The sequence below is a fragment of the Paraburkholderia dipogonis genome (genome assembly GCF_042680985.1).
Classification (GTDB): Bacteria; Pseudomonadota; Gammaproteobacteria; order Burkholderiales; family Burkholderiaceae; genus Paraburkholderia; species Paraburkholderia phytofirmans.
Map to the genome: position 1 here is coordinate 1 of NZ_JBHUFR010000006.1, position 19,644 is coordinate 19,644.

A 19,644-nucleotide genomic window follows, 5' to 3' on the forward strand; every position below is an offset into this window, starting at 1 on the left:
TATCACTAATGCACAGGCTGTGCCAGTTTTATTCAAGGTTCCTAAGAAAGTTGGAGGAGGCTCGTGGTGCAAGGGTTTCGCGTCGCCGTGCCGGGCGCGCGCCGGCGCATTGCCGCATGGAAGCGATGCACGACTGACGGCACACACCCGACAGACCATCGCATGCTGTTGGATAACGCACGACACGGACGCCCCGCGCGGGCAGCGGGGCAATCCTGGTTTGCGAAAGGACGGAGCGGGAGCTAGTATCGAAGCGGCACATGTAACTGGTTACGAAAGGTTCTCTATCAGCCCGACAGGCTTGGATCGCACGCGACCCGGCCCAACGGCAGCGGCGGCGCTTCGCACATATGGCTAGCCTTGCGCGTGTGATTCACGACTTTCAGAACGGCGAGCTGTCCCGTGACGAGTTCGTGGCTCAACTCGACAGCACGCTGACGACCGAAGGGCTGGGCCCCACGCAGCTGCTGGACATGCTTGGCGCGGCACATCGCAAGGCGCCGCTCCCCGACGATCTCTACGTGGAAGTGCGGCGGCGCATCGAGCAGCTGCGCGTCTCGAATGTGGCGGCGGGCGGCGACGAAACCGGCATCCAGACCACCGTCGAGATTCCATCGATACGATCGGCAAGCACCGGCAGCGCAGCCAACGCAGCCGGCGCCGGCAGCACCACGGGCCACGACCAGATCAAAGGCACCGGCGACACGCTCAACAACCGTTTCGTGCTGGAGGAGTGCCTCGGCGTCGGCGGCATGGGCACGGTGTATAAAGCGCTCGATCTGCGCAAGCTCGAGGCTTCCGATCGCAAGCCGTATCTCGCGATCAAGGTGCTCAACGTCCAGTTCCGCGGCAACCCGAATTCACTCGTCGCGCTGCAGCGCGAGGCGCGCAAGGCGCAAGTGCTCGCGCATCGCAACATCATCACGGTGTACGACTTCGACCGCGACGGACCGATCGTCTATCTGACGATGGAGTATCTGTCCGGCAAGCCGCTCAGCCAGCTGCTGCGCACGCCGGGCTATCAGGGCATGCCGGTGCGCGCGGCACTGCCGATCGTGCGCGGCATGTGCAGCGCGCTCGCCTATGCGCACGAACGCGGCTTCGTGCATTGCGACTTCAAACCCGCCAACGTGTTTCTCACGACGAACGCCGAAGTGAAAGTGATCGACTTCGGCATTGCCCGCGTGTTCCAGCGTCCGGAAGAAGAGAGCGATGCGACCGTCTTCGACCCGGGCAGCCTCGGTGCGCTGACGCCCGCGTACGCCAGTCCGGAAATGATCGAGCACCGCGAGCCGGATCCGCGCGATGACATTTACGCGCTCGGCTGCATCACGTACGAGTTGCTGACCGGCCACCATCCGTTCGACCGTTTGTCTGCGACGCAAGCCCGCAACTCCGATTTCAAACCGCAGCGGCCGGCCAATCTCGATTCAAAACAATGGCGCGCGCTGCGGGCCGCGCTGTCATTCGATCGCAATACGCGCATGCCGAGCGTGGTGCGCTTCATCGCGGAATTCGATAACGAAGCGCGCGCGGAAAAATCGGGCACGCTGGCGAAGGTGGGGCTCGCGAGTTTTGCGGTGGTTTGCGCCGCGGCGGTCGGCGTGTTCGCGTTCCGCTCGGGGGCGAACCGGCATAACGGAGCGCAGACGCAGGCAGGCGCATCGCAGGCTTTGACCGGGCAGACGGCTTCGTCGATTTCGGAAGGAGCGGTGACCGCGCCACCTGCTGCGCCGCCGGCGAGTCCGGTCGCGGCAGTGCCCGCCACGCCGCCGGCGGCGCCCACAGCGAAGCCCGCACCGAAGCCGGCACTGACTCTCGCCGCCGTCACCCCGGCGCTGACGCAAGTGCCTTGTTCGGCGCTCTCCGCCTCAGTGCAGGATCACTCGCTGACGGTGCGGGGTTACGTCTCGCAACGCTATGGCGCGGCGCATCTGAAGGACACGCTGGCGGCGTTGCCGGGCGTCGATACGCTGTCGCTGCAGGTCGAGCCGCTCGCCGATGACAAATGCGACACCATCAAGGCATTCACACCCTACTGGATTCACAACATGCAGGCGGGCCACGTCGCAGCTTTGCATGTGCGGCCGCCTGGCGGTCAGTTGAGCGACGGCGACCCGCTGGTAGTCGACGTCACCACGCCGGGCTACGACTCGTATGTGAACCTCGACTACTATCAGCTCGACGGCAGCGTCGTGCACATGGTGCCGAGCCCGCGCGCAAAGGACAATCAGGCGCCGCCGCACTACGCCGCGACGGTCGGCAGCGCCGGTGACTGGATCATTTCGAAGCCGTTCGGATCGGAGATGGTGGTGCTGCTGATCACGCCGGCGCCGCTATTCGACAAGCCGCGTCCGGAGAGCGAATCGCGCGCCGATTATCTGCGCGCGCTCGATGCACGGCTCGCGCAGATCGGCGGCAAATACGGCCGCGATCGTATCGTCGCCGATTTCGCGCCGATCACGACGAAACCGCGTTCGCCCTGAGTGGAGCGGGAGCGCGGTGTCTCTCGTAATGGGCTGTGAGTCAGATCGAGACTCGAACGCGGCCCCGGCAAGTCACTTCAGATCTTTGACGACCCGGAAGCCATCCTGCGATTGACGCACGCCCGCGCTGTACTTGAAGCGTGTCGCGCTGAGCATGTAGCTTCCGCCTTCGCGCCACGAGCCGCCACGAATCACGCGCATGTCGCAGCCAGGGGTGTCCCATGCATGACCATCGGCGGGCGCGCCCTGGTAGGTGTTGTGCCAGCAGTCGGCGGTCCATTCCCACACGCTGCCGTTCATGTCGTACAGGCCGAGCGGATTCGGTGCGAACGAGCCCGCGGCCTCGGGTCCCTCCTTGTGCCACGGGTCGCCGCAGTCCTTGCAATTGGCGTTGCCCTTGCGCATCTGGTCGCCCCACCAGTAGGCGGTGGTGGTGCCGCCGCGATCCGCGTATTCCCATTCCGCTTCGGTTGGCAGACGGTACGATTTGCCAGTGGTCTTGCTCAGCCATTTCACGTACTGCTGCGCGTCGTCCCAACTGAGGTCGCGCGCCGGCGCGGCTTTGTTGGTGTTGCTCTCCGGCGTGAGTTTCTGGCACGCATTGGCGGCGACGCACGCGTTCCACTGGTCGACCGTTACCTCGTATTTGCCGATCGCGAACGGCGCGCCGATGGTCACGTGATGAACGGGTTTCTCGGACGGGTCGTCGGTACTGCTGCCCATCGAGAATGAACCGGCGGGCACGTTGATCATGATCGGACAGGTCGCGCAATCGCGGCTTTCGCCGGCAACCGGTGCATGCGTGACGGGCTTTTGCGCGACCGCCGCCGCGGGTGGTGCAGCGGGCGGGGCGGCACTCGGAGCGGGCTTGGGCGGCGGGGTACTCGCCGGCGGCGTTGGCTTCGCGACGTGCGGCGCGGGCGCTACTGAAGGCGCAGCGGGCGTGGCGGCGGACGGCGCATTCGACGTCGCCGCAGCACGCAAGCGGTCGATGCGCGCATGAGCGAGCGTGGCGAAGCGGCCGTTCGGATAGGCCTTCAAATAGGCCTCGTAGTCGCCCGGGTAGTTGCTGTCCTTGATCGAATTCCAGAACGTGATTTCGTATTGTTCGCTGCTGTCTTTCGGCAGGATGCCTCTGCTGTGCAGCGTGACGATGGGATTGTCCCGCGCTGTGGATGCGGCATCCGCCGTCAGCCAGGGCCGAGGAAGCGAAGCGGCAATCCACGGCGTTTGCTCGCCGCCGGTGGCGTCCCGAACCTGCGCTGCGACGCGTTGCAACAGATCCGCCAGCGTCAGCGATGGAGCGCTATCGAGCGCGTGCAGCCATGCATTCGTATAGACGCCGTGGCGTGTGCCGTCCGCCGCGAAACCGCCGGCCTCGGTTGCGTAGGCAACCACCGTATTGCGGGGAAGCGCGGATGTATCGTCTGTCGAAGTCGCCGAGAACGGATCGTTCAGACACGTATCGAGGATCACGAGATTGAGCTGGGCGTCATGTGCCCCGTGCATCGCCTGCAAAACGGTGCGCAGATCGACACCGTTGCGCACGACCGCAGCCGGCGAGCGGGCATCGAGTCCTGCGGGAATGAGCAGTGTTTGCGGGCCGATCCGCATGCCGTGTCCTGCGAAATAAAACAGACCGACACCGCCCGCCCGCAAGCGCCGATGAAATTCGCCGATGGCCTCGCGCATTTGCTGCGGCGTCGCATTCGTGCGCATGATGACGTCGAAGCCGAGCGTCTGGAGCTTGTCGCGCATGGCTGTGGCGTCGCGGGGTGCGTTCTCTCGCAGCGCATCTACTTGCGGTCCATCGTGACGCGCATCGCCCACACCGTTCGCACCATACGCGCCGTTACCGATCACAAGCGCAATTCGTGGAGCAATCGCGTTGCTACGTTGTGGCGTGAACGGCGCAACCCGCGTGAGCGGCAAGCTCGCCTCACTCGCACCGCGCTCGGCGCCCTCACGTTGCGGCGCCGCAAAAGCATCGCCCCAATGCGCCTGCATTGCCCCGGCCATGCACACCAGCATGAATATTCGCCACATCTTCACATCCTGTTTGTTCCGGACAGAACATAGGCAATCGAGGACCGCACAATTCGCAGCCGCCGCCGGCGTGAATCGCGCGAAACATCGACGCCGCTATCGACCATCCATCTGCAACCTCTTAATAACGATAGCACGCGCTTTGCGCGCCACAACTGTCCGCGTGCCCCGAATGCGTCATACGGTTAACGAGTGTGGCGTATCTTTTTGGCAAGTTACGTCCTAAGCTAATTTCACAAAGTAGGGCGGCAAGCTCGTTTTAACCAGGTGGCCGTCCAATCGCGCGTACGCCCGCGACATCCAGCCGGAACGCCCGGCCCTGGCCATGACCCCTCTTCGGGAGAGTGCGCTATGCGAAGAACCGTTACCCCCGTTGTTCTCGACGTGCGTCATGGATCGCATGCGCGTCGCGAGGTATTGCGCCGAACGTTACGCGCGACGCTCCTCCTTATGTTCGGCAACATGGTGCCGAGCGTCTTCGCGGCGGCCGAGCAAACGCCGTCGCCACCGGGTGCCGAGGAATACATCATCTGGCCGTCCGACGGCACGGTGATTCACGGCGGCAAATTGTGGGTGCGCATGGGACTGCGGAACATGGGTGTGTGCCCGAAGGGCGTCGTGTTCCCGAACACCGGCCATCACCATTTGCTGATCGACACCGACCTGCCGCCGCTCGACCAGGAGATCCCGTCGGATCGCAATCACCTGCACTTCGGCGCAGGCGAGACGGACGCGCGTATCGAGTTGCCACCGGGCAAGCACACGTTGCAGCTCATTCTCGGCGACCACAACCACGTGCCGCATGTGCCGCCGGTGTATTCGAAAAAGATCACCATCACCGTGCTAAAAGACTAGCGCGATCCGTTCGTTCAAAGCGAATCCGTCAGGACGGAGAGACCTTCATGTACAAGATCATTGCGGTCGCGGCGCTCGTCATGTCGGCGGCATTGGCTTCGCCGAATGCCGCCGTTGCAGGTACGACACCGTCGCCGGCCGGCGCCCATGCGTATATCGGCTATCCCAACGACGGCCAGGTGGTGCCTGCCAACAAACCGTTCAAGGTGTGGTTCGGCCTGCGCTACATGGGCGTGGCGCCGAAAGGCGTCAAGTATCCGAATACCGGCCACCATCATCTGCTGATCGACACGGACTTGCCGCCAATGGATCAGGAGATTCCGTCGGATCGCAATCATCTGCACTTCGGTGCGGGTGAAACGGAGACCATGATTCAACTGCCGCCAGGCAAGCACACGTTGCAGTTGCTGATGGGCGACGACATGCATGTGCCGCACAATCCGCCGGTGTATTCGAAGAAGATCACCGTCATCGCGCGGTGACGCGCGTTTTTGCATTGCGCGGCGTGACACGGCGCGCGCGGGCTTGTGCCTCAGTGTCACGCCGCAACCAACAATTTCGCGCGGGTTGTTGGCCATGATCCACCATCCTCCGTGCGTCGCTTCATCGCTCCATTCCGGGTTCTCTGTTCAGCCAGCCCCGCAACCCTTTATCCACGGCATTCCTGCACATTTCTTAGGATAGGAAAGCAGTCCTGGCACAGCCCATGCATTAGTGACACTCGAGCAGACAAGTTGCTCGAACCCAACCGCAAACTGTGCTGTATTCCCTTCCAGGAGATTTACCATGAACACGCTGATGATCAAAGACCTGTCCATCACCGAACAACTCGACAGCCGTGCCATGAGCGCCGTGCGCGGCGGCACCGGCTACTATCCGTCCTCGTCGTACTTCAACTTCATGCCGGTGTATGCGCCGAACAACAGCAAGACCGTCGACGCCACCCAACTGATCAACACGACGATGAACATCCAGAACGCCAACGGCAACAACGCGGCGTTCGTCGCCGGCATCTCGAGCACGATCGATCCGCATGTGACCGCGAGCAACAACATCAACGTGCACTAAACGGCGCAGGCCGCCGCGGAGGCGCCACAGCCTCCGCGGACTCTTACCGGCCGCTCCTCAAAAAGATTTCGCAGCCAATCGTTCTTTTCACGCCACTCCCGTTTCACCGCCCGATTCCCGCGCCGATCTTCCTGCATCGCTTCGATGGTGAAGCTGCGCTGGAGATGCTTTACTTAAAGGGCGCGTGCTTCTCGTGCAACGAGTGGGCGTCATCGGAGACCATCGTGTCAGCGTTGCTTTCATCAGCTCGTCAGCGCTTTTTCCACAGGACATCCGCACTGCGCAGCGTTTGCGCGGCGACGGTATGCGCGCTCTCGCTGTCGGCCTGTATCGATGTCAGCATGCCGGACTACAAGCGTCCCGACACGCCCGCCAAAGCCTCGTGGTCGGATCAGAAAGGCTCGCCCGTCTCGGCCGCCGCGACGATCGAACCCGACTGGTGGAAAGGCTTCCAGGATCCCTATCTCGACACGCTGATCGCAAAGGCGATTGCCGGGAACTTCGATATCAAGGTGCTGGCCGCGCGAATCGACGTGGCCGGCACCCAGATCGGCGAAGCCAAGGCCGGCGCTTTGCCGACCATGGACCTCGGCGCCGGTGCCGATTTCGAAAAGACCACGCACCAAACTTTCTCCAGGCAGTACAACCTGGCGACGCAGGTGAACTGGGACATCGATATTTGGGGCAAAGTCGAAAAAGGCGTGCAGGCGCAGAAGGCGGAATTTCACGCCAGCGAGGCCGACTGGCGCGCCGGGTATCTCGAACTGGTGTCGAACGTATCCAGCACCTACTTCCAGATTCTGCAGTTCGACGACCAGATCGAACAGCAGCAGAAAACGCTCGAAACGAACCGGCAGATTCTCGCGATATACGACGGTCAGCGCCGCAACGGACTCATTCCGCAGACTCAAGTGTTGCGCCAGCAGGCGGAGATCAACCGCCTGACCAACCAACTGCTCGATCTGCGCCGGTCGCGCGCGCTGGCCAACAACGCGCTCTGCACGCTGATCGGCGTGCCGGCCGGTGAATTCCAGATGCCCAAGGGGCACTTGCAGCAGCGCGTGCAACTGCCGCCGGTGCCGGACGGCTTGCCGGCGCAACTGCTCGCGCGCCGTCCCGACGTGGTGGCCGCCGAGTTCAGAGTGCTGGAAGCGTACGACCTCGTCGGCCAGGCCAAGCTCGCGCAACTGCCGACCATCAGCCTGACCGGGCACGGCGGCACCGCGAGTTTCGCGCTGACCGATCTGCTGAAATCGTTCACGTACGGCTTCATGCCCAGCATCAACATTCCGCTGCTCGATCCGAGCGTGCGGGCGCATGTGAAAGTCACGCAAGCGCAATCGACGGTGGCGGAACAGCAGTATCGCGTGGCGGTGATGGGCGCGTTCGAGGAAGTGGAAAACGCGCTGGTCAATGTGAATTCGCACAAGGAACAGCGCGTGGAGTTGCAGCAGGAGGTGTCGCGGCTGCAAATCGTCGCGGACCAGATCCAGTCGCAATTGCGCCTCGGCGTGGTGTCGCAACTGGAGGTATTCGAAACCGAACGGACCTTGCTGGAGGCGCAGCAGGAGCTGCTCGCCAACCATCAACAGATTCTGTCCGATACGGTGCTGCTTTATAAAGCGCTGGGCGGCGGCTGGCCGAGCGTCGACGTGCAGGCGCAAGTAAAGGAACACTGAGCTAATCCGCAACGTGGCGCGCAGCGTGGGGTATTTCGGCTGTATTCGACGCACTCGTTGCCCTCATAACCGACGATCGGAAAATTGACACTCGCCATGCGTGACTTACAATCATTAAGGAGTCGGCTTTTGCACGACTCACACGAACAATATCTTTTCGCCGTAGTCCTTCGTCCCGTTTCCGTTGCGACCTCGCCGCAACGGGTAAACGCTTAGTGATCCAGATAAAATGGCCGCCGGCGAAGCTCCGATTGCTGAAATGCGCGCGACAGAAGACGCCGCGTTCGACGTGGTGTTGTCGCCGGCTGCGTCCGCGCAACGTCCCGCGCTCGACGCGATCCGTATCGTCGACAACCTGTTTGCAATCGGGCGCAGCGAAGCACCTTTTACCGACTATCCCGCCGAGCGGATTGCGCGCCTGTCGCGCCGTCATGCGCGGGTTTTCATGGAACATGGCGCGGTCTACGTCGCCGACCTGGGCAGCAAGAACGGCACGACGGTGAACGGCGTGGCGGTGCGGCAGACTCCGGCCCGTGTGCGCGCCGGCGACGAACTGTGCTTTGGCGGCGAGCTCTGCTATCGCGTCAGCATCGAGCCGCGCGCGCGTATCGTGGCGGTCGCCAGTTCGTCCGCCGCGCCAGGATTGCTGCTGGTGCCGCAGCGCGACGACCTCGGCCTGCAGCCTATTGAAGTGCAGGCATTTCCGTTTCTGGTCAGCAAAGCGGATGAAGTCTTCTCGCGCTACAAAGACCGCTATCCGCATCAGGTCAACTACATCTCGCGCCGTCACGCGCACATCTTTCTGAAGGGCGGCGAACTCTACGTCGAGGATCTCGGCAGCACCAACGGCACATTCGTCGGTGGAAAGCGGTTGGATGAATCAGCGCTGCCGCTGGTAGAGGGAGACCTCGTTGCATTTGGCGGAGACCACTTCGTCTACAGGGTGTCGCTGCAGAAACCCCCTGAAGTCGAGCCCACCGTGACACAACTATTCGTCAATCCGGCCGCCAACGAAGCGGTGGATCCCGACAAGACCACCTTCGTCGGCGCCGCGCATTCATTCCTCGATATCTTTTGCGTCGACCCCGGCCTTCAACGTGAAGACGAAGTCAACGAGGCGGCACAGGCCGCGTCAGCGCATGCGAAGCGGGATGCGCCGACGGGCACGGCCAAAGCGGCGAGTGGCACGAACGGAGCCAACGGTGCGAACGGCGCGGCCAACGCGGCTGCCGCAAAAAGCCGGCCGCGCCGTTGGCGGTTGGTCGCTGGCGAACTCGGCAAGGCGTTTGCAATCGACGACCGCGCGAGCGTGCGGCGCATGGCGACTTGGGGCGGCGTGGGCGTCGTGGTGCTGGCGGCGATAGCAACGACGCTATATATGCGCGGTTCTTCGGAGCGCGAGTTGAAGAATCTGCTGGCGAGCGGCGATTACACGAGCGCGGTCACGGCGGCATCGGGCTATCTGGCGAGCCATCCCACGGACACCAAAGTCAAGGCACTCGCTAGCGAAGCGTTGTTGAAGGCGAAGCTCCCCAGTTGGCTGAATGCGCTGCAAAAGGCGCAGTTCGATCAGGCCGACGCGTTGCTCAAGGAGATGCGTTCGTTGAGCGCGAACAACGCGGACGCCGCGTCGCTGGTCAACGAATTGCAATGGGTAGGCGATCTGGAGCGTTTCGTCGCGGCGCGCGGCGGCATGGACGCGCCCATTCGCATGTATGCGGACGAAGGCACGATCAACAATCTGCTGCAACGCTGGGAAGACGACGCGAAGAGCCATCAGCGCGCGCTCGACCGCATTGCCTCCTACGTGCCCGTGTTCGCCGATCCCTATGCGCAGGCACTGAGCCATCTGCGCAAACTGGAAAGCGACGATTCGGTGTACCTCGCCGCCATCGACCGTTTGAACGGGACGATCCGCACCGAACTGGCGCGTGATAAACCCGACGCGCTGCCTCCCGTGCTCGACGATTACGCGCAGCGTTATCCGCGTCTCGCGGGCATTGACCGGGTGCGTCAGGATCTGCGCCAATACACCGATTTGCTGAACGCCGCGTTGAGCCGGCAACTCGTGCCGTTGCTCGCGATGCTGAAAACGGCGCGCTTCAGCACGCCACCTTTTCAGGCGCAGTTTCAACAACTGGCCGCGAGCCGTTTGCCTTCGCCTGACGTGATTGCTCGCCACGATGCGGTGACGGCGGCATGGCAGCACGGCGACGCGCAACAGGCGCTCGCCGGTCTACAGGCCATGCCCGCGGGGCCGTGGTCCGACGTGCTCGCCGCGGAACTGGCCCACAAGAAAGCGCTGCTCGATCAATACGCGCAACTGCAGAAAACGCGCGGCGACAAGGACTACGACCAGCGTCTGCTGTCGTTTTACGCAAGCCTCGATCCGGCAACCGACGTGTGGTTCCTGCAGTCGATCCAGAAAGACGTCGCGGCGTTGCACGACAAAGCGCTGGCGCGTGCGCAAGACCTGCTGCTGCGCGCTCAGAGTCTGTGGAAACAGTATCGCGCGGGCGGATCGATCGGCGGCTCGCAGCGTCTCGAAGCCGGCATTTCACCGGGATTTCGCAGTGAGGCGCGTCTGCTTTCGGATGCGCAAACGTCCGCGCAACAGGGCATGCGCATCTACACGCAACTGAAGGCCGATCATCCGGCCGACTTCGACCGCCTGCGTGCGGACATCGAAGCCGAAGCCAATTTGCAGCGCCGTTCGCTAACGGAGTTGCGCATGGTGCTGGATCCTGGACTTCTAAAAGCGAAGCTGGCATTGATCGGAGGCGAGCAGAGTGAAACGCGACAGTCACCCTAGGCCGTTGTCGGAGGCACTGGAAGATCACAGCGTCGAGGGCATCGCGATCCTGATGGCGGAGCCGGTTCGGCTCGCGCGCGCGCTGATCTGGGCGATGGTCGCGCTGGTCGTGGTCGGGCTGTTGTGGTCGTTCGTGGGGCGTGCCGACGTGATCGTCAGCGCGCAGGGCACCTTGTCGCCGGAGTCCGAGGTGCGCCGGATCTATGCACCGATCGACGGCGAACTCGCCGATCTGTATATCGCCGAGGGCCAACCCGTGCAGAAAGGCGACGTGTTGGCGCGCCTGAATGCACGCGGCGCGATCGAGGCCGCCAGCAACGCGTTGCAGGCGCAGCTCAAACTGGAAGACGCCGAGCGCGACTGGAAGCAGTTTCCCGAGAAGAAAGCGCTGATGGAGCGCAAGGCCGCCGCGCTCAAAACGCAGATGGAAGTGGAAGCGCGCCAGCACGAAACTCGCGTCTCGGAAGGCACGACCAAACTCGCGGAGGGGCAGAAGGCCGAACTCGACGAAGCGCGCAGTATCCTCGACAACGCGCGGCGCACGCGTGAAGCGGCGCGTCAGGAACTGGACCGCTACTCGCGGCTCTTCGCGCAGCCGGGTGGCGGCGGCATCGCCGAATTGCAGGTGGAGCAGAAACGCACGGCGGCAATGGAGGCGGATAACGCGTACCGTGTCGCCCAATCGAAGCTCGCGGAACTGGATTTCCGCTTGAGCCACGAATACACGCAGGCGAACGCGCAACTGGAAACCAGCGGCCAGCAGACCACGGACCTGCAGCTTCAGTACGATTCGGCGGTGCGCGACATTACCGACGCGGAAGACAAGTTGCGCCTGCAACTGCAAAGCGCGCGGTTGGTGTCCGAAGCGGCTGCGCGGATTCGCTTCGAGAACATCGACAAAGATAATTTCCTGCTGATTCTCGCGCCGGTTTCGGGCGTCATCACCGACGTGACGTCGACCCAGCGCGGCGACAAGATTCAGGCAAACGCACCGCTCGGCGGCATTGCGCCCAAAGACGCGCGGCCCGTGCTGAAGATCGAAATCGCCGAGCACGATCGTGCGTTTCTGCACGAGGGTCTGCCGGTCAAACTGAAATTCAACGCTTTTCCGTATCAACGCTATGGGCTGATCAGCGGCACGCTGGCCTATATTTCACCGGCCACTAAACCGTCGCTGACGGACAAGCAGCCGGTCTACGAAGGCCGCGTCACGCTCGACAAAAATTACTACCAGATTGCCGACACGCGTTATCCGTTGCGCTACGGCATGACGGCAAGCGCTGAGATCGTGGTGCGCGAGCGGCGCCTGATCGATCTGGGTCTCGATCCGTTCAGGCAGGTGGCGGGTTGACCGCACGGATCACACGTCAATTAAAGGAGCGGAAGAAATGACCGCGATAGTGCGAATTGATGACGAAGTCGTGGACGTGGCCGAGTTCATTCGTCTTCTGAAACTGACCGGCCAGTTCGAGAGCCTGATCGAACAGATCGTGCGCGACAAGCTCACGGTTCACGCGGCGAAGAAGCAGGGCATTGCCGTGAGCGCCGATGAAATCCAGCAACGCGCCGATCAGTTCCGCCGCGTGCGCGGCCTGCATCGCGCGACGGATATGAATCAGTATCTCGACGCGCTGAATGTCAGTCTCGACGAGTTCGAAGCTTTCATTACCGACGGGCTGTATCAGGAGAAGATGCTCGACGAGATCGGCAACGAGGCCGCGATCAAGGATTACTTCGCGCTGAATTCACCGAAGTTCGACGCGATCGAAGTCAGCCATATCGTGCTGGACAGCGAGGGCAAGGCAAAGGAAATGATCTCGTACCTGCACGACGATCCCGACAGTTTCGCCGATATGGCGCGCGAGCATTCCATCGCGGACACGCGCGAGGCAGGCGGCGTGATCGGCAAGGTGCTGCGCGGCTCGTTGAAGCCGGATATCGAAGCGAAGATTTTTAACGCGGCGGTGGGCGATCTGCTGGGACCGTTTCCGTCGGCCGACCGCTCGTGCTTCGAGATTTTCGCCGTGACGGCCAAATATCCGGCGACGCTCGACGCCGACGTGGCCTCCGAAGTCCGGCGCCTGCTTCGCGAAGGCTGGTTGATCTCACGCGCCCAGGAGCACGTGATCGAAGCGCGCTAGCCCATTCGAGGCCGCACGCCGTATTGAAACAACGCAACGACACGCCGATTCGAGGTCCGTAAGCACATGGATGCACCCCAGACCGCGCCCTCCGCAGCCGAGTTTCTCACCTCGGTGGAAATTCTTTCGCCGTTTTCGCGCGAAGAGATCGAGCGTCTTGCCGAATATGCGCAGGCGCGCTTCTATTCGTTCGGAGAAACGGTTTGCTCAGCGGGCGAGACGGCTGACGGACTGTACGTGATTCGCTCGGGTTCCGTGCGGATCTTCTCGGAGGAGCACGGCAAGGAAACCAGCCTCGGCGTGCGCAAGTCGGGCGAGATCTTCGCCGATATTGCGATGTTGCGGACCTATGTCCACGAAGCCTCGGTGCGGTCGTCGGCGAAAACCGAGTTGCTGTTCATTCCGCGCGCCGCGATCGAGCCTGTGATCGCGGGCAATCAGGCCGCGTTGGCATTCGTTGCCAGCTACGTGGCGATCAATTCGGCGGGCGGTTTCGTCGCGCAGTTATTCGATCTGCGCGGCAAACTGAACAAGGCCGAACTCGAAGAGTATGTGCGCAGCGTCGGCGTGAAACGGGTGGCCGCTGGCAAGGAAATCCTCAAGCAGGACGGACGCGAGGACCGGCGCCTTTACGTGGTGCGCCATGGCGAAGTGCGTATCGTGCGGCACGAGGAGGGGCACGACTACACGCTCGCCACGCTCGGAGAAGGCGAGATATTCGGCGAAAAAGCGTGTTTGATGCGCCAGGAGCAGATGGCGTCGGTGGTCGCGACGACCGATACGCGGCTGCTGGTGATTCCGGAGCGCACGGTCCACTTCATTCTCGAACGCAATCCCAAGTTGCGCGAAGTGCTCGACGAGCGCATTCGCTACGGCGACCGCGAATTGCAGCGGCAAAAACGGGTCGAACAGCGCCGCAAGCTGCCGCTGATGCTCGATTTGCAAAGCAAGCCTGAGTTCGGCGAGAAAGTCATCAAACGTTTCGCGCTGGTCGAGCAGGCCGAAGAAATGGATTGCGGTGCGGCGTGTCTTGCCATGGTATGCCGCCACTACAGCATTCCAATGACACTCGGCAAGTTGCGCGAACTGGCCAACGTCACGACCCAAGGCGCGACGCTCGACAGTCTCGCGCGCGCTGGCGAATCGCTCGGCTTTACAGCGCGCGGCGTGCAATGCACATTCGATTCGTTGCGCGGTTTCGATCTGCCGTTCATCGTGCACTGGGAGGGCTACCATTACGTCGTGGTGTACGGGCTGTCCAAGGAATACGTGTGGGTGGCGGACCCGGCGGTCGGCTTCAAGAAAATGACAGTCGAAGATTTCGAGCGCGGCTGGAGCGGCACCTGTCTGCTGTTTACCGGCGGACCGCATCTGCTGCAAATGTCCGCCGCGCGTTCGCCGTGGATACGCTTTGTCGGCTACCTCAAGCCGTACAAGAAGATTCTCGGCCACCTGTTTCTCGCCACCTTCGTGATTCAGGTACTGGGCGTAATTCCGCCGCTGATTATCCAGAACATTCTGGACGGCGTGATCGTGCATCAGAATGTCAGCCTGCTGCATCTGCTGATTGGCGGTCTGATCATTGCCAATGTCTTTTCGCAATTGATGTCTTCGATTCGCGCGTATCTGGCGAATTTCATGGTGCGCAACATGGACTTCGCGATGATGTCGCAGTTCTTCAAGCACACCATGTCGCTGCCGTTTTCCTTTTTCGCCAAGCGCAAGACCGGCGACATTTTCGCGCGCTTCCAGGAGAACCAGACGATCCGCGCGTTCCTCACCGAATCCACCGTCACCACGGCGTTGAACTTGCTGATGGTCTTCATCTATTTCACGATCATGTTCGTCTACAACGTGAAGATGACGCTGGTGCTGATCGCGTTCGTCATTCCGATCATGGCGCTGACCGCGATCGCCACGCCGAAGATCAAAGGTTATGCGCGCGAAGTATTCACCGCGTCGACCGAGTCGAAATCGTTTCTGATGGAAGCGCTCGCCGGTGTGGAGACCATCAAGGGCATGGGCATCGAGCGGCCGGTGCGCCTGCGCTGGGAGAAGAAGTACGCCAAGGCGCTCGAAGTGCAGTATCGCGCGCACGCGTTCAATATTCTCGTGGGACTCGGCAGCCAGTTGCTGAACTCGGCGACGACGATTGCGATTCTGTGGGTCGGCGCGAATCTCGTGCTGGCGCGCGAGATGACGATTGGTCAGTTGATCGCGTTCAATGCGTTCATGGGGAGCGTACTGGGTCCTCTCATGGGCCTGGTCGGTTTGTGGAGCATGTTGAACGACGCGGGCGTGGCGATGGAACGCCTCGGCGATGTGCTCGATATCGACCCCGAGCAGAAGCCCCAGGATTTGCCTTCGCGCGTGATGTTGCCCGAACTGCAAGGCGAGATCAGCCTCAGCGGCGTGTATTTCCGCTATGGCGAAAACGACTCGGCATATGTGCTGGAAAACATCAGCTTCGATATCAAACCGGGCGAACTGGTGGCGATTGTCGGACGCAGCGGATCGGGCAAGACGACGCTCGCCAAATTGCTGGTCGGCTTCTACACGCCGACCGAGGGCAAGATGACGATTGACGGCTACGATCTCGGCGTGGTCGACAAAGCCTATTACCGTGCGCAGATCGGCTATGTGATGCAGAGTAACCTGCTGTTCTCCGGCACGATTTCGGAGAACATCGCGAGCGGCGACGATGCGCCCGATCGGCGCCGCATCGAGGAAGTCGCGAAGATGGCCGACGCGCACGGATTCATCAGCAAGATGCCGCTCGGCTACGAGCAGATTGTGGGCGAGCGCGGAATTGGCTTGTCGGGCGGGCAGATCCAGCGGCTGTGCATCGCACGGGCGCTTTATCACGATCCGCGGCTGCTCGTATTCGACGAAGCGACCTCGGCACTGGACTCGCAATCGGAGAGCAATATCCTCGGCAATATGCACGACATTCTGAAGGGCCGCACGGCGGTGATCATCGCGCACCGGCTCAGCACGATCATGCGTGCGGACAAGATTCTCGTGCTGTATGAAGGGGCGATTGTCGAACAGGGCCGTCACGATGAGCTGATCCAGCGCGGCGGCATGTATTACCAGCTGGTCCAGAAACAGTTGAGTGCATGATGATGAAGATACTCGACCAGATTGAAGAGGCCAGCCCCGCGATTTCATACGCGGGTCTGATCGAGCGGATCGAGATTCTGCGCTCGACATTGCGCTGGTCGTCGCGGCTGGAGCGGGCGGACATCGACAAACTGCTCCGGCAAGCCACCTCGTTACGCGACGAGGTGATGCAGCTCTCGCACAAGGAGCGTTTCGTGCAAGCGGCGGTGGCAGCCGAGCCGCAGGAGCGCGCCGATCTATCGCGTGGCGCGCGTCGCAAGGCGCTGCTCGAACGCAGTTTCATTTTCGAAGGCACCTTCGGCGACAATCCGCGCCTGCTCGAATCGCTCGAAATCGCCGAGAAAGCCGCACCGACCGATTTGCCCGTGTTGATCGACGGCGAAAGCGGCACCGGCAAGGAGTTGATGGCGAAGGTGGTGCACGCCAATGGCTCGCGCGCCGACAAGCCGTTCATATCCGTGAACTGCGGCGCGATTCCAGACAATCTGCTGGAGTCGGAATTGTTTGGGCATCGCAAGGGCGCGTTCACGGGGGCTTCGAACGACCGCAAGGGCAAATTCGAAAGCGCGCATACAGGTACGATCTTTCTCGACGAAATCGGCGAGTTGCCGCTCGCCGGCCAGGTGAAACTGCTGCGTGTGCTGGAAGCGCATGAGATTCAACGCGTCGGGTCTGATGAAACGATTGCGGTGGACACGCGCATCGTCGCGGCGACCAATCGCAATCTGCGGCAGCTCAGCGAAGAGGGCAAATTTCGCGAGGATCTGTTCTACCGGCTCAGCGTCATTCATGTGACGTTGCCACCGCTGCGCGAGCGCCGCGACGAAATTCCGCTGCTGATTTCGTGGTTCGGCGACGAAGCCGCCGGCACCTTAAAGCGCAGGCCGGTGCGATTGACGCCGCGTTTGCGGGACTTCCTGCTGAACTATGCGTATCCAGGCAACATCCGCGAGTTACGCAATGTGATGTATCGCGTGTCGTGTCTGGCCGGCGATATGGCCGATGTCGATCATCTGCCGGTGGACATGCGGCCGGCGGCGCCCGGAACCGCGGCGGCTTCCAACGCCGCGACCGCAACCGGGCAGGAGCCGATCAGCGTAGCCAACCTCATGTCTTTGAGCGACGCAAAGCGCGCCGCCAGCGACGACGCCGAAAAAGCCTTCCTCGAGCGCGGCCTTCGCGAGGTGAGCGGCACGGTCGCGGAACTGGCCCGTCGTATCGACATGAACCGTTCGCATCTGCAGATGCTTCTGAAGAAACACGGCTTGCACTCGAAGGATTTCCGCAATCGCAATCAGCCTGCCGCGAACAAGAACGGCGCTGAGGATCGCGACGATGAAGACAACGACACGTGAGGCCGCGCCACTAAAGCAGTAGGTTCAAGGCGCCGGATTCAGCAGCGTTTTGTCTGCCGCATTAGGGTCTTCGGCGCGTACGACCACGGCGGTAATGTTGTCGCGGCCGCCGCGCGCGAGCGCCATATCGACGAGTTCCTCACACGCGTTCGCGCATGCCGCATTGCTCAGCACAGCGAGCATGTCGTCTTCACTGACTTCGTTGCTCAGGCCGTCGCTGCAGAGAAGGAAGACGTCGCCGTCCGCAACCTCGATCGCGTCGTCGTCGAGTTCGAGCAGGTCGGTGGCGCCCACGGCGCGCGTGATCATGTGTTGCGCCGGATGGTGCCGCGCCTCTTCTTCAGTAAGCACGCCGAGCGACTTCAGCGCTTCCACCTGACTGTGGTCGCGCGTGAGTTGCCGCAGGCTGCCTTCGCGCAGCAGGTAGAGGCGGCTGTCGCCGGCCCAGATGTAGCCGCAGAAGCGATCGCAGGCGAGCAGCACCACGACCGTGCTGCCGATACGCTGCACCTGGCGGCGCGCGGCTTCTTCCCGTAGCTGACGATTGGCGGCTTGCAGACGCGCGCGCGCATCGGCAACGAAAGACTTCATGCTGACGGGCGGCGTGAGCCGGCTGAGCGCGTCGATTACCAGACGGCTCGCCAGATCGCCGACCGCGTGTCCACCCATGCCGTCGGCGACGGCCCAGCGTCCGAGCGCGGACTGGTCGAGACAGGAATCTTCGTTGATTTCGCGGACACGTCCGGCGTCGGAAAGCGCGGACGACGTCCAGCGAAATTGGCTCGCACAGGTCACAACGGTTACACCATATCGTTTCTGCTGCGTGCGTCGGGAGAGACACTGATGTTCGAGTTCGCGCCGGTGTTGCGTACATCGACCGACTGGAACGTGTTGATCATCTGGTTAGCATAGAAGTTGTTGGTCACGTCGTACAGGTTCACGACGGGCCCAATGCTCGGCGTATCGCGTACGTAGGGCTGAATCCAGCCGTACACCCACGGGGCGCCGCCGCCGCCGCGGATCGCTGTCATCGCTTTACGGTCTAGCGCGAGGTTAAGCGAGAGGTCGCTTACTGTAATAGAAGCCATGTCGTTTCTCCGGTTGGCCGCGTGTGTAACGCGCGCGGTGACGCGCGGTTAAAAGTATCTGGCCGTTATAGTGCAAGGGCTATGCCAATTCGCGAGCGTTTCGCGCGGTTTGTCGTAGCGCCTTGTTTGCCGGGCGATTCCGCGCGCTTGCTAATGCAGCGCACGAGCGTGCATGAATTCATCGGTCGGCTGGCAGCCAACATGCCCTCACTCGAAACGGTGCGCGACCCAACACATTCGTGTGTGCTTGCCGTACCTCTTCAATCCGAGAAGTTCCCCCTCGACGGCAGCTGGAAATGAGCGCCGCTCGCCAACACTTCGGCGGAATTTCTGTCGGGCCGCAACGCACACTCGTCGCCTCCAGTATCCCGCATTTTCCCGTGAAGCCCTTTAAATAAAGGCTTTCGCGCACATGGCCCGGATGATGCAAAAGATCTCGCAACAGTGTTGGAAATCGAAGCGAGACAGCCATGAACCCGAACCAAGCCAGCAGCGAACACAGCGCAGACCGCTGCGACGCCGCGTCCACCATCGACCTGCCGATCGGCGCGCATCTCGTCACGCAACGTCGCGGTTACGAACACCACGGCATTTATGTGGGCAATGGACGCGTGGTTCATTACTCGGGCTTTGCAGGTTCAGCGCATCGCGGCCCCGTTGAAGAAGTGGAACTGGAACGCTTCGCCGCCGGCCATCCGCTGTCGATCCGCCCGACCCCGTCCGCGCGCTACGTCGGCGACGAAGCCGTGCGCCGCGCTCGCTCCCGTCTCGGCGAAAACCATTATCGCCTGCTCACGAATAACTGCGAGCACTTCTGCGCATGGTGCCTGCTCGGCGAAAGCCGCAGCGAACAAGTGCATTGCTGCCTGCGCCATCCGCGTACCGGCATGCATGCGCTGGTGTGCCTCGTAAAGGCTTTTGTGGAAAGCAGCGCGAAGGGCGCGCACGGTTCCGCGCAGTTCGCATGACCCAGCGACACCGAATTTCAGCG

14 protein-coding genes and 1 pseudogene are annotated in these 19,644 nt (G+C 62.1%); 11 read left to right on the forward strand and 4 right to left on the reverse strand.

What is annotated here, in order from left to right; genetic code table 11:
* Window positions 1-350 precede the first annotated feature (350 nt).
* On the forward strand, window positions 351-2,486 hold the full coding sequence (locus ACFSNN_RS04725) for a serine/threonine protein kinase (protein WP_134460640.1): 2,136 nt from the start codon (window positions 351-353) through the stop codon (window positions 2,484-2,486).
* A gap of 72 nt (window positions 2,487-2,558) precedes the next feature.
* On the opposite strand, the gene ACFSNN_RS04730 is transcribed toward ACFSNN_RS04725, so the two are convergent.
* Together ACFSNN_RS04730 and ACFSNN_RS04735 are read right to left on the reverse strand one after the other, a co-directional pair.
* A complete protein-coding gene (locus ACFSNN_RS04730; RefSeq protein WP_377747618.1) occupies window positions 2,559-3,239 on the reverse strand; it encodes a formylglycine-generating enzyme family protein in 681 nt (226 codons plus the stop codon).
* Window positions 3,240-3,698: 459 nt separating this feature from the next.
* Window positions 3,699-4,532: pseudogene (locus ACFSNN_RS04735) on the reverse strand (caspase family protein); the annotation flags it as partial.
* 351 nt (window positions 4,533-4,883) lie between these two features.
* Here ACFSNN_RS04735 and ACFSNN_RS04740 point away from each other — a divergent pair.
* The 9 genes from ACFSNN_RS04740 (at window position 4,884) to ACFSNN_RS04780 (ending at window position 17,565) form a co-directional block, all read left to right on the forward strand.
* Complete coding sequence (locus ACFSNN_RS04740; protein WP_134460634.1) at window positions 4,884-5,387, forward strand: DUF4399 domain-containing protein; 504 nt, start codon at window positions 4,884-4,886, stop codon at window positions 5,385-5,387.
* Window positions 5,388-5,434: 47 nt separating this feature from the next.
* A complete protein-coding gene (locus tag ACFSNN_RS04745; protein WP_134460631.1) occupies window positions 5,435-5,869 on the forward strand; it encodes a DUF4399 domain-containing protein in 435 nt (144 codons plus the stop codon).
* Window positions 5,870-6,173: 304 nt separating this feature from the next.
* Window positions 6,174-6,455, forward strand: a complete 282-nt coding sequence (locus ACFSNN_RS04750) for a hypothetical protein (protein ID WP_012425899.1) — start codon at window positions 6,174-6,176, stop codon at window positions 6,453-6,455.
* A 224-nt stretch (window positions 6,456-6,679) separates the two neighbouring features.
* The gene (locus tag ACFSNN_RS04755) at window positions 6,680-8,134 is read left to right on the forward strand and encodes an efflux transporter outer membrane subunit (RefSeq protein WP_134460628.1); all 1,455 of its coding nucleotides are present in this window, start codon (window positions 6,680-6,682) and stop codon (window positions 8,132-8,134) included.
* Between the two features lie 229 nt (window positions 8,135-8,363).
* On the forward strand, window positions 8,364-10,946 hold the full coding sequence (locus tag ACFSNN_RS04760) for an FHA domain-containing protein (protein WP_134460625.1): 2,583 nt from the start codon (window positions 8,364-8,366) through the stop codon (window positions 10,944-10,946).
* A complete protein-coding gene (locus ACFSNN_RS04765; RefSeq protein ID WP_134460622.1) occupies window positions 10,924-12,297 on the forward strand; it encodes a putative HlyD family type I secretion protein in 1,374 nt (457 codons plus the stop codon). The genes ACFSNN_RS04760 and ACFSNN_RS04765 overlap by 23 nt, the downstream gene beginning before the upstream one ends.
* A gap of 37 nt (window positions 12,298-12,334) precedes the next feature.
* Window positions 12,335-13,087 carry a peptidylprolyl isomerase gene (locus ACFSNN_RS04770; protein ID WP_134460619.1) on the forward strand — a complete coding sequence of 251 codons (753 nt, stop codon included), beginning with the start codon at window positions 12,335-12,337 and terminating at the stop codon, window positions 13,085-13,087.
* A 66-nt stretch (window positions 13,088-13,153) separates the two neighbouring features.
* Window positions 13,154-16,210 (forward strand): peptidase domain-containing ABC transporter, encoded by a 3,057-nt coding sequence (locus ACFSNN_RS04775; RefSeq protein WP_134460616.1) that lies wholly within the window; start codon window positions 13,154-13,156, stop codon window positions 16,208-16,210.
* On the forward strand, window positions 16,210-17,565 hold the full coding sequence (locus tag ACFSNN_RS04780) for a sigma-54 interaction domain-containing protein (RefSeq protein ID WP_134465503.1): 1,356 nt from the start codon (window positions 16,210-16,212) through the stop codon (window positions 17,563-17,565). The genes ACFSNN_RS04775 and ACFSNN_RS04780 overlap by 1 nt, the downstream gene beginning before the upstream one ends.
* 24 nt (window positions 17,566-17,589) lie before the next feature.
* Here the strand turns inward: ACFSNN_RS04780 and ACFSNN_RS04785 are convergent, their stop codons facing one another.
* Complete coding sequence (locus ACFSNN_RS04785) at window positions 17,590-18,360, reverse strand: PP2C family protein-serine/threonine phosphatase (protein WP_134460613.1); 771 nt, start codon at window positions 18,358-18,360, stop codon at window positions 17,590-17,592.
* 5 nt (window positions 18,361-18,365) lie between these two features.
* Window positions 18,366-18,653, reverse strand: a complete 288-nt coding sequence (locus ACFSNN_RS04790; protein ID WP_012425907.1) for a hypothetical protein — start codon at window positions 18,651-18,653, stop codon at window positions 18,366-18,368.
* 470 nt (window positions 18,654-19,123) lie between these two features.
* Between ACFSNN_RS04790 and ACFSNN_RS04795 the strand changes: the two genes are divergently transcribed.
* Window positions 19,124-19,621 (forward strand): lecithin retinol acyltransferase family protein, encoded by a 498-nt coding sequence (locus tag ACFSNN_RS04795; RefSeq protein ID WP_134460606.1) that lies wholly within the window; start codon window positions 19,124-19,126, stop codon window positions 19,619-19,621.
* The last annotated feature ends 23 nt before the right edge of the window (window positions 19,622-19,644 follow it).

Coding starts and splice junctions, on each gene's coding strand:
- ACFSNN_RS04790 (WP_012425907.1), bottom strand. CDS start 18,653: ATGGCTTCTATTACAGTAAGCGACCTCTCGCTTAACCTCGCGCTAGAC.
- ACFSNN_RS04760 (WP_134460625.1), top strand. CDS start 8,364: ATGGCCGCCGGCGAAGCTCCGATTGCTGAAATGCGCGCGACAGAAGAC.
- ACFSNN_RS04745 (WP_134460631.1), top strand. CDS start 5,435: ATGTACAAGATCATTGCGGTCGCGGCGCTCGTCATGTCGGCGGCATTG.
- ACFSNN_RS04770 (WP_134460619.1), top strand. CDS start 12,335: ATGACCGCGATAGTGCGAATTGATGACGAAGTCGTGGACGTGGCCGAG.
- ACFSNN_RS04750 (WP_012425899.1), top strand. CDS start 6,174: ATGAACACGCTGATGATCAAAGACCTGTCCATCACCGAACAACTCGAC.
- ACFSNN_RS04775 (WP_134460616.1), top strand. CDS start 13,154: ATGGATGCACCCCAGACCGCGCCCTCCGCAGCCGAGTTTCTCACCTCG.
- ACFSNN_RS04780 (WP_134465503.1), top strand. CDS start 16,210: ATGATGAAGATACTCGACCAGATTGAAGAGGCCAGCCCCGCGATTTCA.
- ACFSNN_RS04730 (WP_377747618.1), bottom strand. CDS start 3,239: ATGATCAACGTGCCCGCCGGTTCATTCTCGATGGGCAGCAGTACCGAC.
- ACFSNN_RS04795 (WP_134460606.1), top strand. CDS start 19,124: ATGAACCCGAACCAAGCCAGCAGCGAACACAGCGCAGACCGCTGCGAC.
- ACFSNN_RS04740 (WP_134460634.1), top strand. CDS start 4,884: ATGCGAAGAACCGTTACCCCCGTTGTTCTCGACGTGCGTCATGGATCG.
- ACFSNN_RS04725 (WP_134460640.1), top strand. CDS start 351: ATGGCTAGCCTTGCGCGTGTGATTCACGACTTTCAGAACGGCGAGCTG.